15 protein-coding genes are annotated in these 13,540 nt (G+C 58.3%); 9 read left to right on the top strand and 6 right to left on the bottom strand.

Going from position 1 to position 13,540, the window contains the following annotated elements; translation table 11 throughout:
- Position 1: 1 nt before the first annotated feature.
- Both ACP97_RS16045 and ACP97_RS16040 read right to left on the bottom strand, forming a co-directional pair.
- Complete coding sequence (locus tag ACP97_RS16045; protein WP_049998851.1) at positions 2-1,324, bottom strand: hypothetical protein; 1,323 nt, start codon at positions 1,322-1,324, stop codon at positions 2-4.
- Positions 1,325-1,395: 71 nt separating this feature from the next.
- Positions 1,396-1,815, bottom strand: coding sequence for a hypothetical protein (locus ACP97_RS16040; protein WP_154020051.1), 420 nt, complete (start codon positions 1,813-1,815; stop codon positions 1,396-1,398).
- Between the two features lie 113 nt (positions 1,816-1,928).
- Between ACP97_RS16040 and ACP97_RS16035 the strand changes: the two genes are divergently transcribed.
- Entirely contained in the window at positions 1,929-2,216 is a 288-nt protein-coding gene (locus ACP97_RS16035; RefSeq protein WP_049998849.1) for a hypothetical protein, read from the top strand.
- 14 nt (positions 2,217-2,230) lie between these two features.
- Here ACP97_RS16035 and ACP97_RS16030 read toward each other — a convergent pair whose 3' ends face one another.
- Positions 2,231-3,841 carry a hypothetical protein gene (locus ACP97_RS16030; RefSeq protein ID WP_154020050.1) on the bottom strand — a complete coding sequence of 537 codons (1,611 nt, stop codon included), beginning with the start codon at positions 3,839-3,841 and terminating at the stop codon, positions 2,231-2,233.
- A gap of 61 nt (positions 3,842-3,902) precedes the next feature.
- On the bottom strand, positions 3,903-5,834 hold the full coding sequence (locus ACP97_RS16025) for a metal-dependent hydrolase (RefSeq protein ID WP_079977689.1): 1,932 nt from the start codon (positions 5,832-5,834) through the stop codon (positions 3,903-3,905).
- Positions 5,835-6,649: 815 nt separating this feature from the next.
- Between ACP97_RS16025 and ACP97_RS16020 the strand changes: the two genes are divergently transcribed.
- Entirely contained in the window at positions 6,650-6,934 is a 285-nt protein-coding gene (locus ACP97_RS16020) for a hypothetical protein (protein WP_049998846.1), read from the top strand.
- Between the two features lie 277 nt (positions 6,935-7,211).
- On the opposite strand, the gene ACP97_RS20545 is transcribed toward ACP97_RS16020, so the two are convergent.
- Positions 7,212-7,367, bottom strand: coding sequence for a DUF7563 family protein (locus ACP97_RS20545; protein ID WP_202593646.1), 156 nt, complete (start codon positions 7,365-7,367; stop codon positions 7,212-7,214).
- Positions 7,368-7,876: 509 nt separating this feature from the next.
- Between ACP97_RS20545 and ACP97_RS16015 the strand changes: the two genes are divergently transcribed.
- The 6 genes from ACP97_RS16015 (at position 7,877) to tbsP (ending at position 11,513) form a co-directional block, all read left to right on the top strand.
- Positions 7,877-8,164, top strand: a complete 288-nt coding sequence (locus ACP97_RS16015; RefSeq protein ID WP_049998845.1) for a helix-turn-helix transcriptional regulator — start codon at positions 7,877-7,879, stop codon at positions 8,162-8,164.
- Positions 8,165-8,258: 94 nt separating this feature from the next.
- Entirely contained in the window at positions 8,259-8,687 is a 429-nt protein-coding gene (locus ACP97_RS16010; protein ID WP_049998844.1) for a TRAM domain-containing protein, read from the top strand.
- Positions 8,688-8,786: 99 nt separating this feature from the next.
- Complete coding sequence (locus ACP97_RS16005; RefSeq protein WP_049998913.1) at positions 8,787-9,092, top strand: non-histone chromosomal MC1 family protein; 306 nt, start codon at positions 8,787-8,789, stop codon at positions 9,090-9,092.
- A 49-nt stretch (positions 9,093-9,141) separates the two neighbouring features.
- Positions 9,142-9,372: a hypothetical protein gene (locus tag ACP97_RS16000; protein ID WP_049998843.1), complete on the top strand. Its 231-nt coding sequence runs from the start codon at positions 9,142-9,144 to the stop codon at positions 9,370-9,372.
- Positions 9,373-9,488: 116 nt separating this feature from the next.
- The gene (locus ACP97_RS15995; RefSeq protein ID WP_049998842.1) at positions 9,489-10,505 is read left to right on the top strand and encodes a hypothetical protein; all 1,017 of its coding nucleotides are present in this window, start codon (positions 9,489-9,491) and stop codon (positions 10,503-10,505) included.
- Positions 10,506-10,682: 177 nt separating this feature from the next.
- Positions 10,683-11,513, top strand: a complete 831-nt coding sequence (tbsP, locus tag ACP97_RS15990) for a transcriptional regulator TbsP (protein ID WP_049998841.1) — start codon at positions 10,683-10,685, stop codon at positions 11,511-11,513.
- A gap of 585 nt (positions 11,514-12,098) precedes the next feature.
- On the opposite strand, the gene ACP97_RS15985 is transcribed toward tbsP, so the two are convergent.
- A complete protein-coding gene (locus ACP97_RS15985; protein ID WP_237561216.1) occupies positions 12,099-12,764 on the bottom strand; it encodes a hypothetical protein in 666 nt (221 codons plus the stop codon).
- Positions 12,765-12,952: 188 nt separating this feature from the next.
- Here ACP97_RS15985 and ACP97_RS15980 point away from each other — a divergent pair, with 188 nt between their 5' ends.
- Positions 12,953-13,321, top strand: coding sequence for a DUF6788 family protein (locus ACP97_RS15980; RefSeq protein WP_049998840.1), 369 nt, complete (start codon positions 12,953-12,955; stop codon positions 13,319-13,321).
- Positions 13,322-13,540: the final 219 nt, after the last annotated feature.

The following is a 13,540-nucleotide window of genomic DNA, read 5'->3' as shown; positions in this document are numbered from 1 at the left end:
TTTAGAGTTCTCCACTTGCGGGGATTCCGTTTCTGTATGGATCCCCGTCTTCGTCCGTTTCGGTGAGCGATGCCACACGCTCCTTAATGCTTGTTTTCACGTTCGCCATGCGCTGATAGCCACCGCGAGCGGCTTGTCCGGGCGCTTGGCGAGCGTAGTCACTCGCCGACGAACCGGCGACGTAGCCGGCCGCGCCCGATGCTACCGACTGGACTGATGGGGCTGCTTTGAACATCCCAATCGACGTGACAATCGGGAGTGCGGCCGCGACGAGGAAGATGGCCGCCGAAGCCAGCAGTCCCATTAGCCCGCCGATGCCGAAGTCCCATTCCATCTCGTACGCGCCGCGGAACAGGAAGGCCACCGGCACCGCCTGAATCAACAGGCCAATGTACTGCCAGAGCAGCTCCGACGAGAGGTTCGACAGGCGGTCGTGCGGCGCGTTGTACGCAAGCGCAATCAGTAGCGGGAGGAACCACGGCAGGATGAACAGCGCGCCGTAGCGAAGCGCGTAGATGAACGCGAGGATGAGTACCTCGGTGTAGCCAACTGCGTAGGCGGTGACGATGCCGAGAATCGACCCCGCACCGAGGTTCATCAATCCCTTCGTACTCTGGATCAGCTCCGCCGCATCGGGTGCGACGTTCGTCGCCAGCACGTCGACGAAGGCGTGCATCACGGTGATAATCGGCATCGTGAATACAATCGCCACGAGCGTCAGCACGAACGTGACGAACGCGCGGGTTTGTGAGTAGGTCGGATTCCGCAGCGCCTCCCATGGCATGATACCACACTCGATGATCATCCCGAGCAGTGCGAGGACGGTCGCCAGCGGGAAGATGTACGGGATGAAGAAGTCGTTGTAGAGACCCTGCCACGGGTCGTTCGTCGGCACGAACACGATACCGTCGTCGTTGTCGTCCTGTGGGACCGGCGTGCCGACAGTCGTTTCGAGCGACTGATTGAGCATCCACACCGTGCCGTTGGCGAGCATCGTCCGCGTCGAGTTCATCGTCGGCCGAATGACGTCCTTCTTCATCGAGAAGCCGAACAGCCCGCCACCGCTGCTGCCGCTGGTGGTGCTACTGCCGTTTCCCTGAATGCTCGCACTCACGTTCCCGCCGGTCAGCCCACCGCTCGCCCCGCCGATAGCACCCGTCTGATTGCGCTGATTCGACGCATCGAGCGGCGTCGTCTGGTTTGAATCCGTGTCGGTATCGTTCGATCCGTTGAGCTGGCCGAGTTGCCCGTCGGGTGTGGTCGCGGAGGCGTTCGTCCCGTTTGTCGCCTGCCCCGCTACTACTCCACCGCCGGAGATACCCATGGTGGCGAGGCTTGCGACGAGAAAAAATCCGACAGCAACAACACAGAGCCGTCGGGCAGCTGCTCGGGTCACTATCCTCCCAGCGGGACGCAGCCCTGCGGGATGTCGATGGGCGCGTACGCGAGCACCCACGAGAAAATCACGGCGACGAACACGATGCCGATGAGGCCAATGATGGCGTTCGAAGACATCGACGAGAGCTTGCCCATTGCGTTCCCCGAAAAGGCGAGCGGGCGGCCGCCAAAGCTCACGATGAGGCCCAGAAACACCAGCGCCAGCCCGACTCCGAGTGCGGCCGTAATCAGCCCGTTCGTGAAGTCGCCGATTGGCGTTGCACAGACGTTCTCCTGTGCCGCTGCGGGGATTGCAGCCGAGAAGTAGAGTAGCGCCAGCGCCACTCCTTGGACGATGAGGGCCGCTCCAGCCGGCCGTTCATGCTCAGTTACGATGTGTTTTGCCTCCTCAATCCATTCGTCCGGTCTGTCTGCCATGTCCATTTTCCGCTTTGAATTCGGTGCATAAATATTTTGCTACCAATATTTCCCATACGACGTATGTATTGAATCGTCGGAACAATAAAGGTCAGCGACGTGAAAAGGCCGGCATGAGAACGAATCAGCCACAGAGTCTCCGGTCGAGTGTCGACTCGACGTCGGCGACCCTCGTCGGCGGGTTCTGCCTGCTGTTGGGCGTCTGGATGCTCGTGATGACTGGCTACCTGTGGGCAGCGATTCCGATGATAGTCGCGGGCGCGGTCGCATTCCCGCTGACGCGCCCGATTGTGACGCTCGGCCAGCTGAGAGTCGGTCGCCATCTACACGACTTCGTGTCGCTGCTCCTGTGGGCGGCGCTCGTGTTCGCCACGGTACTCGTTGCTCGTCCGTGGGTCTGACGAAGCGTTTCGGGTCAGTCATCGTCGAGGAGATAGCTTAAAATCAGCGACGAGAGCACCCCCAGCCCCGCCGCTCCCGCCGGCACGCCGATTAGGATAGCAGCCCCGACGAGAACCAGTAACCCAGCCGCGGCGAGCGCTGCTTTTCCGATGCCAGCCCCACCCATTCCGCCCATGCCAGCCGCTCCGGTGCCGTTGTAGCTCGGCGCGGGGAGCGCGCTGATGTTTCCGCCGGCACCGACCTTGTCCGGCGCAGCCAATCCACCCGCGCTCGTGCACTGCCCGAAACTCATCCCCGGCCCGATTTGCGCCCCGCTGACGCCTTCTGGGCCCGCCTCGGGCGTCGTGACGCATGTTCGCTGAATCTTCGACTGCGGACGGCCCTGCATCTCCATCACAGCCGCTGAGGAGTTCCCGTCGATGAGGCACTGGTCGACCATGATGTTCGTCGTTGCCGGAGCCGACGGACTCTCACCGAGGAACACCGGGCGGTCGAGGTGGTTCGTAATGTGGCAGTTGCGAACGATACCGGGGCCAGACGCGCTCTCCCAATCGAATAGCGAGGATCCTTCGCGCATCGAGTTCGCCACTATCTTGAGATTCTTGAACTCCGCCGGGTCGGTTTGGTTCCCGTATTTCGCATCTACTCGCACCGCATAGACGCCCTGATGGCCGATTTTGAACGGTCCCTTGTCCGACCACTGGCGGTCATCGAGTAGCATCGAGGCCCCGTCGACGACCGATCCACCGCCGACGCGCGTCTGTGCGTTGAAGTTGTTGACGAACGTCCCGCCACGGATTTCGACGATTCCGGTTGTCCGTCCGCCGTAGATGCCGTTCGACCAAGCCCGGAGTTCTGGATTAACGAGTTGGATCGTGCCCGCGTTGGCCTTCCCGACCCAGACCCCCATCGGCGCTCCGAGACGATTTTCCGGCGCTGATTCGGGGAGGTCCGCCTCGTCGTGCGTCCCGGCGGCCGTCCCACCGACCGCGGTGAGGTTACGGACCTGAACGACCGAACCACTACTCCGTGCGATGGGCGAAAACATTGCGTCCACCTCCGGGTCATTGCCCGTCGGGCCGACGTTCGACTTCGCCGGCGCGTAGCCTTTGATAGTCACGTTCTCGGCACGAACAACCCCGTTACCCGCCTGAATGCTGAGTTCTTGGACGACTCCCTCGGTGCTCTGGTCGATAACGATATCGCGTACGAGACTGCCGCCCTCCAATACGAGCGTCAGACTCTTTGTCTCCTCTCCTGCTGGAATGACGAACGAACTACCGTTGCCGACGAGTTCGATAGGACCGCTCGGCCGGGCCGTCACTTGTCCTGAGAGAGCGAACGTCCCGCCGCTCGGAAAGACGACGCGCGTGTTCGACATGCCCGACAGGGCCGAACCGAGCGTGCCGTTGACCGGCTCGTTGCCTGTGGGATCAAGACCAAGATCGTCGACGGCGCTGACCGTGCGCTGCATCTGCGGGCGCTGCTGCTGAAAGCGACGCCCGACATCGGCCATCGCCGCTTGGCCTTCAAGCGAGACATCTCCTACTGACGAACTCGGCAAATCCGGCCTACTCGGCCCGTTCTCGTCGCCGAACGTCCGCGCTTCGGCCGCGGTCGGCATCGCTACCGCCGCCGCGCAGCCAGCGCATCCGGCAAGGAACCTCCGTCTGGACGTCCCCATATCAGAAATCGTTCTGATTCTGTTGGCGCTTGACGTACCAGCCAACCCCGATGAGCAGGAGCGCCGCCGCGATGAGGACCGGCGGACTGGTAAGGCCGATTGCCCCGCCGGACTGAGCACCCTTCGCCGACCCGTTCGCGCTCGCGTTCGTCTCCGGGGCTGCGGTCGTGGTCAGCGGTGCGCCCTCTTCGGCGATGCGAACGCGCTCGGTCCGGTTCCCGACCTTGATGACGTACTCGCCGGCCGAATCGTACGAATGTTCGAACGTTACGGCCCGGCTCTCGTCCGGAAAGAGCGCAACGTCCTGTGTCTCGGCCGTGTCTCCAGCCGTAGCGAGCGCGAGCTCGCCTTCGAGACGGCTGTTCGTGGGATTTTCAACCCATGCTGTGACCATGATTTCGTCGTCGACGTACGCTGTCCGGTTGCTCACCGAGAGGTTCGTGATGAGGAACGGCGTCGAGGTATTGGCTGGGCGTTCGGTGGTCTCCGTACCCGCCATGCTCTCGGAGCCGCTTTCAGCCTCCTCGACGACGATGCTGGCCGTGTCGTTGACGACTGTTGTCTGGTTTCGCGTTCGGTTCTCGTAGGCTGTGTCTTGGAAGCCATCACTGGCGACGTAATCGTAGCGCTGGTTGTCGTTCGTGTCTCGGTAGGGCACCGCGACCAGCGTCTGATCGGATGCGACAGCGCCCTTAATCAGCGGGGCGTCGACGTTGGTGTAGTTGCCCGGTTCGAGATATGACGTGATGCCGACCGCGCTCTCGGTGGGCGCGCTCTCCGGCGGGAGGTAACTGTCGTTGTGGATGACGATGTATCCACCCTCGGGGAGCGTCGCGTTCTCGATCGTCAGCGAATCATCCTGAAACGTCTGGTTACGAACGGTCACCGATGCTTGCTCGGGGGATTTGGTCGGCACGCTGACGCCCGCCGAGTCTGCAACCGGGCTTCCATTGATGGTGTAGGCCGTATCGTTCGCGCCGACTGAGGCGACGTAGTCCATCCGCTCGTTATTGTTCGTGTCCCGGTAGGCGACCATCGTCAGCGGTGCCGATTCGTTCAGTTGTGAACGATTCAAGCCCGGATAGTTGCCCCACGGTGCTTGGTCAACTGGGAGAGTGAGGTTCGTGTGCTCGCCCGCGTCGAGATATCCTGACGTAGCGATAATCGAGGATTCTGCGGACGCGGCTCCGGTCGTATAGCCGCTGCTGTGAAGCGCAATGAAGCCGCCCTCGGGGAGCGTTACGCTCTTGATAGTGACGTTCGACCCGTTAGACGTCTGGTTTGCGAACTCGATAGTCGCGTTCGTCGCGTTGGTGCTCTGGCCAGCGGCGGTTCCGACCGGCGAGACATCGGCAGGCATCGCGATGCCTGCCGGCGCAGTTATGAACGCGATGAGCACGAGCACCCCCACACCGAGGATGAGCAGCGTGTTGTTCGCGAGCGTGTTCTTGGCGCGGAGTGAACTGAGCGAGAGACGCCAGCGTGAGAGCGGGAGGAGTGGCTTGATGCCGGAAACGGTGATGACGTCGCCGAGCAGATGACCGAGAACACCGAAGACTCCGACCGCAAAGCCGAACGTGGCGAGCGCACGCTCGTCGAGTCCGCGCAGCTGCTCGCCGACGATCTCGAAGACAGCGGCGAAGGGTCCGATCGCCGATGGGTCGAGACCGGCGAGGAACGCGCCCAGTTGGTCGCCAACGGCCCAGCCGAGCGCTCCGAGCACGCTTCCGATTACCAGTGCTGCGAACAGCGAGTGGCTGGTTCCACGATGAGAGAGACCAGGAATCCACATATCGTTGTCTGGGAGCGGCTCGACGACGATCACACCTAATAAGCCCAGCAAAGCGAGACTCAATCGGCGCTCACGAAGGAGAAAGAAAGCGATAGGGGCGTACGCGAGCATCGTTATTCCGATATGACCGCGGCGGTGCATCACTGCCGTCCCCCTCGCCGATTAACTCTCATACTCCACCTCGTCGAAGTCGTCGTTGACATCGGCGCGAAAACGGTCGCATTGGTTCACGTGGTTATATCATCTCTCTTGCCATGAATCTTATGGAAAATATGAGTTGAATGGCTAGTATAGATAGTATGAATAGTATTGCTCGCACCGGGCCTTCAAGGCGGACGCTGAAGACGCGCTCGCACAGTTCGAAAGCCGCGGGTACATTTACTTCGTCGACGAGCAGGTTCGCATTACGCCGACCGACGGGTGACCAGCACATCGAAATTGACGAGAGTTCACTTTCAGTGCGCTTCGAAAGCTTCTATAATCAGCTGGGAGCTATCCACGCTGAGGACCACAGTCTGGACCTCGAAAGAGCACTGTCACACGCTCTCTTTCCCTTTCATGATACAGACAGTCAAACGGATGCTCTCACACTCGACACAGGAGTCCGTCGTCGAGTGCCGCAACTGCGGGGCGAACGTCGAACCGAAGACTGAGACATGCCCATTCTGCGCCTCGACTGAGATCGCACACTACGAGATCGACCCATGAACTGAGTGGCTTCTCTGAGCCGGAATGGGGGAGCATCTAGATCGACGGTCGATGGACTCTGAATACGGAAGAAGCTATGGGGATTATCGGAACAATCCATAGTTTTGCACGAGTCCTCTCCAGCAGTTGAGAGATACAGCGTGTGAGATACAGGGCGCGTATCTTGCAAATCTGTTTTCTGTGTGTCTGGCAATTCACTCATCTACCATCTCCACCATTTAATCCTGCGGCGCAGTAATCAGGCGAATATGACGGAGCAACTGGACAATGGTGTCCGTGTATGGCTGGTCGAACGAACCTACTCTGACGACGAGCAGAATCTGATTATCCTCACCTACGCAACTCCCGATGGTGAGCAGTACTACCGCAAAGAACGGGCACTAACCTCCTTTACTGATGCCCGCGACACCACGGCGGCCGTCAACGCTGATCCGAACAATCTCGGCTCTGTCGACGATCCCGACCTTCAAGAGCAATACACTGCCGAAGTACAGCGAATGCAAGACACTCACGATCCAGACGACGTGATTTGACCTCAACAACTGAACCCGAGCACTCAAAGCTACGTCTCATCCTCCAACAACGGCTATAATGACTATGCGGAACTCGTTTTTGCCCCCGAATACGAACCCAACTGCAACAGGGTAGCAGGCACTCTCGCTCCATCTCGCAGGCCGATTTCAACAAGACAGCACCCTGCGATGTGAGACTCAGATGGCAATGCTACTCTCTGGCACATAGGTGGTTGTTTCGACACTCGTCGCTATTGAGAGGGACTGATGTCGGGGTGATCAGCGGAGCGGTCAGCGGTCACTGTCGAGACGATCTCGCCTCGCGCACTTCGCTTCCCTCTCGAACCATGTCGGGGCAGTTCGGACAGACGCGGACTGATTCCATTCCCGTGGGAGCGAACACGCGAACGTACTGTTCGGTGACGACCGCACCACAATTCAGACAGTCGGGCATAGTAGAGTCGGTTGAGCCGTGACACTTTATTCTATCGACCAATTATCGAAATTTGGACTGTATGGAGCACGTTCGAGACCGGCAGAAAGCAGGTGGGATGAGAGATACCGAGGATGCTGCGTCTCAGGGGGATGGATCTACCTTCTGACGTTGACAGCTAGCCTTGTGTAACAATTGGTGGCCCTATGACCTTCGTCTGTTACACAAGGTAGTCATGACAAAAAGATCCACTGGTGCCACTCACATCGTTGTTGGGAGTAGCTCCAACCCCCGTTGTTCACAGCTGACCTATTCATCTTCGGCGAGAGTGCGACTTTGAGAAATTCGCCTGGTTAGGATTGGTCTAAGGTGCAAACCGTCTTCTCGGAGATGATGTGTGATGAGAGTTGGCAGGACAACGCCTCTGTTATGAAGTTTCTTGGCAGTTTCGAAGAGTGTATAGGTTCAATAGTTCGCCCGACATCTGTATATCGATATATTTTAACTGATAGAACAACCACCTTTGGAGCATGTATGATCTGACTGGCTTCCAGCGCGATCTGCTGTACGCTGCTGCCGGACAAGACGAGCCGAAAGGGCTGGCAATCAAGGACGAACTCGACGACTACTATGAGACAGAAGTCCACCATGGACGCCTCTACCCGAACCTCGATACACTCGTCGAGAAGGGACTTATCGAGAAGGACCAGATCGACAAGCGAACGAACTCCTACGAGGTCACCCAGCGAGGCCACCGCGAGATCGAAGCCCGCCGCGAGTGGGAAGAGCAGTACGTGACTGTTGAAGCCGAAGCCTGAAATCCATGAATAGGGTTTCTCTTCGCGGTATTCGATCTTTGGGAAGCTACTCCTCAAGAACGGTATTGAACACTACCAGTACGGAGAGCGTCTAATGGTCGAGATCCCTGACCAGCTGGAGTGTCTGTTCACCGCATCGGTCGAAGAGGATGAAGGCTCTTACAGTATCGAGATACCACGAGAGGAACTCGACATGGGGCGGGTTTCGGCTGGCGAGACCTATCGCGTGGTGATCTTGGACGAGCCCCAGCCAAGAAGTGAGAGTCAACCGGCTGAACCGTCGGCGACAGCAGTGACGTCGTCGCCGTCAACGCCACCGGTATCGAGCGGTGACATCCGCGAGGTGACCATCGAGACGCTGGGCGACCAAGGCGATGGGATCGCGAAAGTCGAGCGCGGATACGTGCTGATCGTCCCAGAAGCGCGCCCCGAGGATGAAGTGACCGTCGAGATCACCGATGTTCGCGAGAATTTCGCGTTCACGCGAGTGCAGAACGACTCAGACAGTTCTCCAGATCGATAACAGTCCTATTCGGCCGTAGAGAGCGGCTATCTGTCGTGGAAAATCGCTGGACTGGAGTACATTTATCACATAGTAGTGCGATATTCGGGTGAGAAACTCATGGCAAGCGACAAGCGAAACTTCGTTTTGCGCGAGGAGAACGGCGAGGAGACGAGCGTGTACTCGGGACAGGTACCACGACAGGCAGCGCTCAAAGCCGCTCGGAAATTCGACCCGGCAGAGAGCGAAGAACAGGCATCACGCAGTCAGTTCCGTCTCCGGGAGAAAGGAACGAAGAAACTGCACAACTACGAGGGGTGGGCGTGGCGCAGCGACGCCCCAGATGACAAACCCGACTGGATGCCTGAGACGATTACCGAAGCGAACGTCTCGAAAGAGGGTATCGAGCATCTTGAAGAATTGTAATCTCGGTTGACGAATACAGATACATATACAGCCGGCTGAAACACTAAGTATGGATGAGGAGCGGCGGATACCGCCGTTCGCCGAAGATACGCTTGCCCTGTTGACGGAAGCGGCCGGCGGGACCGGCGAAGAACTTCCGAGAGACGAAGCTGTCGACGCGATCACCGACGTCGAGCATTTCACCGAAGCGGACGCCGAAGACGCGCTCGCCCAGCTCGAAAGCCGCGGCTACATCTACTTCGTCGAAGAGCAGGTCCGCATCACCCCAACCGACGAATGAGCGGCCATTGATAATTTGCTCTCGTCGTGCGGCAGATCGTTCGAAGCGCTGGACTTACACTCGGAATCGGGTGTGTGGCCCACGGCTCTTTAGATAGCGCCTCTCTGAGTAGTGGCATGACGATTCCGTTCGGCGCGACGTGGGGAACGTTGATCGAGCGTTGCGAGGAACTCCCTGCAGAGGCGACGCTCATCACGCCGTTGGCGTCGAAACGATTCCGAGTGACCGGTGTCCAGGACCAGCGCATCATTATCGAGGACGTCGATTCGGGCGAATCACAACCTCTCCAGCGTGAGCAGTTCGAAGCGCTCGTCGAGCACACACGCGACGCGAGCGAGGGCTACGACCTCGAACGCCTCCCGCCGAAAGCCGAGCCGTATGCCGCAGTGCTCGCACTCCATCCACGCTACGTACTCGACGAACGCGAGAACACGTTAACCGAGCTTGACGAGGCTGACGAGAGCGCGGTGTTGGATGATGAACCCCACCTGTCGACGACTGCGGGTACAGACGATCAACAGGATAGTTCCCGCGAGGTGCCCGAGATCGATGTCTACTCGGACATGCTGCTGTTGATCGATGCACTCGAACGCGAAGATATGAGTGCTCTCAGCGATGTCGAGACGCCCGTGTTGGTCAACCTCTACACGCTACTCTCGGATGTCCAGCGCAACGCCAACGACCTGCGCAAGGATGTAACCGATGTTCTGTTAGAGCGTGTCGGACACGACCGGCCGCTGCACGGTCAGTATGGATCGGTCCAGCGAACGACACGGCGGAACCGCTCGCTCAAGGACGACGAGGAAGTGCTCGAGGCGTTCGCGAAGACTGGCATCGGCCGCGAGCAACTGCTCGGTGTCGATCGGAGCAAGGTCGAGGAAGCGCTGGATGTCGTCCCAGTGTCCGAATCAGCGGTGTACGACGTGAGCGAGAGCGAGTACGTGCGCAAGGCTGAGGTGGATGAACAGCGCAAAGAGACGCGCTTACAGGGGTTGAAAGATCGGCTGGCGGTCAGCGATGATCCCGAGGCGGATGTCCTCCGGCAGGAAGTCGAGCGCTTAGAGCAGGAGATCGAGGAGCTGACCGAGTTCTCGCCGGCGAGTTCGTTCGAGACACAGCCAGAGCAAGGCTGAGAAGAGAGCATGGATTCCCTATCTCGTCAGTTGGTTCAGCTATTGTGCGCTGCTGATTTCCCTTGAGAAGCGTTCGTTCGAAAACAGGCGTTTGAGATTCTCTACCATATTCATTCTCGTAGATTTTCATTAATATAGCCAAAAGGTGGATGTAGCTTCAACGGCTACCGATACTCTATGACAATTAGATCGAGCCAAGTGAGAACATCGGTTGACAAGAACCTCCGGACGATCCTTGCCGAGGAGAGTGGAGAGATCATTGCTGTCGATCTCGACGAAGATTCGACGCGCGAGCTCGTCGAGATACTCGCCGAGAGCGACGACCCGCCGAAAGCGCGCCTGCTCGTCGAGGAAGACGTGCTGAAATGGGTGCGCGATGATTTCGAACTGGCGAGTACAGCGGCGGAATTGCTCGAATCGGATATCCTGGAAGTACGGGCGGCCACCGATCGGTTAGATGGCGCGGTAGTGGTGACTGGGGAGAGAGTTATCTCGCTTCTGACGCCGGATGACGAGCATAGTGCCGCGCTTGTGACCGACGACGAGGAATTCGTTGGGACGGCTCGTAACCACCGGAACGACCTCTGGGAGGGCGGTGAGGAGTTCGCTCTGCGAACGCCGGCGTACACGCGCGTCTTGGACTCGCTCGGCGAGGAATTCAGCTCGGAGATGGTGTCGGAGTTTCGGACTGTGCTGGAGTCAGTTGGGGAGATGGACGACGATGAACTGGATGAGGTCGACGTGAGCCTGCTGGTGGCAGCGAAACACAACCAGTTACTGTACGATATTTCTCAGTGGGGTGAGGATATTGGCGTCGCGAGTAGGGCGACGTTCTCACGAACGAAGACCCGCCTCGAAGAGCAGGGGTTGATCGAGACGGAGAAGGTACCGATTGAGGTCGGACGTCCGCGCTTGCGTCTACTGCTGGGCGATGAGCGCCTGCGCGAGGCGGATGCTGAGGAGTTAGCAAGCGTCGCTCGTGAGTTGTTGTCGGCGGTTCCGGCTTAACCAACGGAGCGGGTCGAACGATCATTCTGAGGGGTGGGAGCAACTTTTACAGAGTATGGCGTGGTGGCTGTCAGTATGATAGGAGGACTCATCCGGGTTGATGACGATGCAGAGTCGGAAATCGAAGCGTTGGAGTCGCTCCCACAACCAGGGAATCGATATGAGTCAGCGTGACTCGACAGTGTTGCCGTCGCGGTGTCTGGAGTGTAGATTCGAAGCAGCCCCTGGTAGCGACGAGTGGGACCACGTGGAGGCTCCGCCGCTCGGAACGATGACACAGTGTCCGGAGTGTGGGAGTGCGAATGTCCTGAGTCGCGGATAGCACGCTGACTGATTTTGCTTGCTTTCGATACGGTAGCATAAAGCCATCTGTCGTTAGCTAAGAGACGAATCGCATGACTGCGGCTGGAATCAACACCAATTCCTGAGTGGAATGATGACGGAAGATGTGATGTCAGGGGCTGATTACAGCTATCAGATATTCACGGACGCAATACGTGAATAGGTTCAACGATTCAATGGAATTGAGTACAGCGAGAGCAGGTTTCGAAGCTCATCGGATTCTTCGAAGAGCTGGTTTTCGACTTACTTTGCTCGGAAGGCTTCATACATATAGACCGTACAGCAAAGCTGTACCGGCCCGAGCAGGACTGACTGAACAGCGCTCCCATAGACAATCTGGTTGGAAAGGCTCTCGACCACCTCTGTAGTCGTTCCCATCGGAATACCCCCTGTCGCGAGAATCGAGCCACCCGAAAAGACCAGCGAGATACCGAAAAACACCGCAGCGATACCGAAAATCGTCCAGACATTCCCACTACTGATCGCCCAGCTTTGCTGGAGACCGCTGCTCGGACCCCGCTCATCGAGCATCACAGCCGCCGTCGTGAACTGGAATCGCAATGTAACGTAGATACCCGGTATCACTAACAGAAGCGTCGCGAATCCACCGATAATACCCGCAACCAACGATGCGAGAAACGTGTACACGATCAAGATGACCCGCGACCCCTCCGTATCGATGTTTTTCCCCATCCCTTTGTAGGCGACTAGCGTCCCGATCGCGGTGACGATTATCGAGACGAATCCGCTGAGACTGCTTGAGAAGACGGTTGCTATAGCCGCAATAACGTAGAGACCAAACAGGATCGGGACGTTTGTCGCAATTGACGCCCCTTCTTTGAGAACCTCAATCACTCCTGGTGAACGAGCGCTTTCCATCTCTTCCTCGGAGACATTCGACATGCTCATCGTACCGTAATTTCTCTCACAACTGTCTGATAAATATACTGGAAGCCATTAATTCGTTCTCGCTGGCGAGTTCGTTCGAGACGCAGGTGGAAAGCGGTTGAGACGGCGACTACGGACGGTTGTGTTCTGGTGGTGATCTCTCCTTGCAGGGCGTTAGGATTTGACCTTATGTAACACCCGATGGCTTCATGTGCCCTCGAATTCTACATAAGGCAACCACGATCGAACCGGACCCACCAGATCCGCCGGGGCGGTTGCCGAAATACCTCGCCGAAGGCCTGCCTAAACAGGACAGCGAGACGCTTGCAGAGACCCGCGAGTACATCGAGGAGTTGCTCGCGTGGAGAGAGCGGCCGGTCGACGAGGACGATCTTCCTGAAGCAGCCGAGCCAGTCGACGAATCTACCCACGGGCAGGGAACAGTGGTCGAGGAGATGGTGACCTGTGGCGACGAGTCGTGTGCGTGCATGACCGACGGCGAAAAGCACGGGCCGTACCTCTACCGATATTATCGCGAGGGCGGGACGCTCACTTCGGAGTACCTCGGAAAACCGTGAGCGAGCCAGCGCGCCTTGTGTAACAATCGCCATCTACTGCCCACGAAGAGTTACATAAGGATGTTCAGCAGCAGCGGCTGGGCTGGCCACTCGTGAGGCTCGATTGAGTTTTTTGTGATAGATTGCTGGCGAAGGGAGCGAATCCCGAACCCGTCGCGTGTGAACCTCCATCCTATTGATGCATGGTCGAGTGAGCTAAGATAATGGCACAATGGGGAT

It is taken from the genome of Halococcus sediminicola, assembly GCF_000755245.1.
In the GTDB taxonomy this organism is placed as follows: Archaea; Halobacteriota; Halobacteria; order Halobacteriales; family Halococcaceae; genus Halococcus; species Halococcus sediminicola.
Note: the sequence above shows the minus strand (reverse complement) of the source record. Positions and strands in the feature narration are given on the sequence as shown.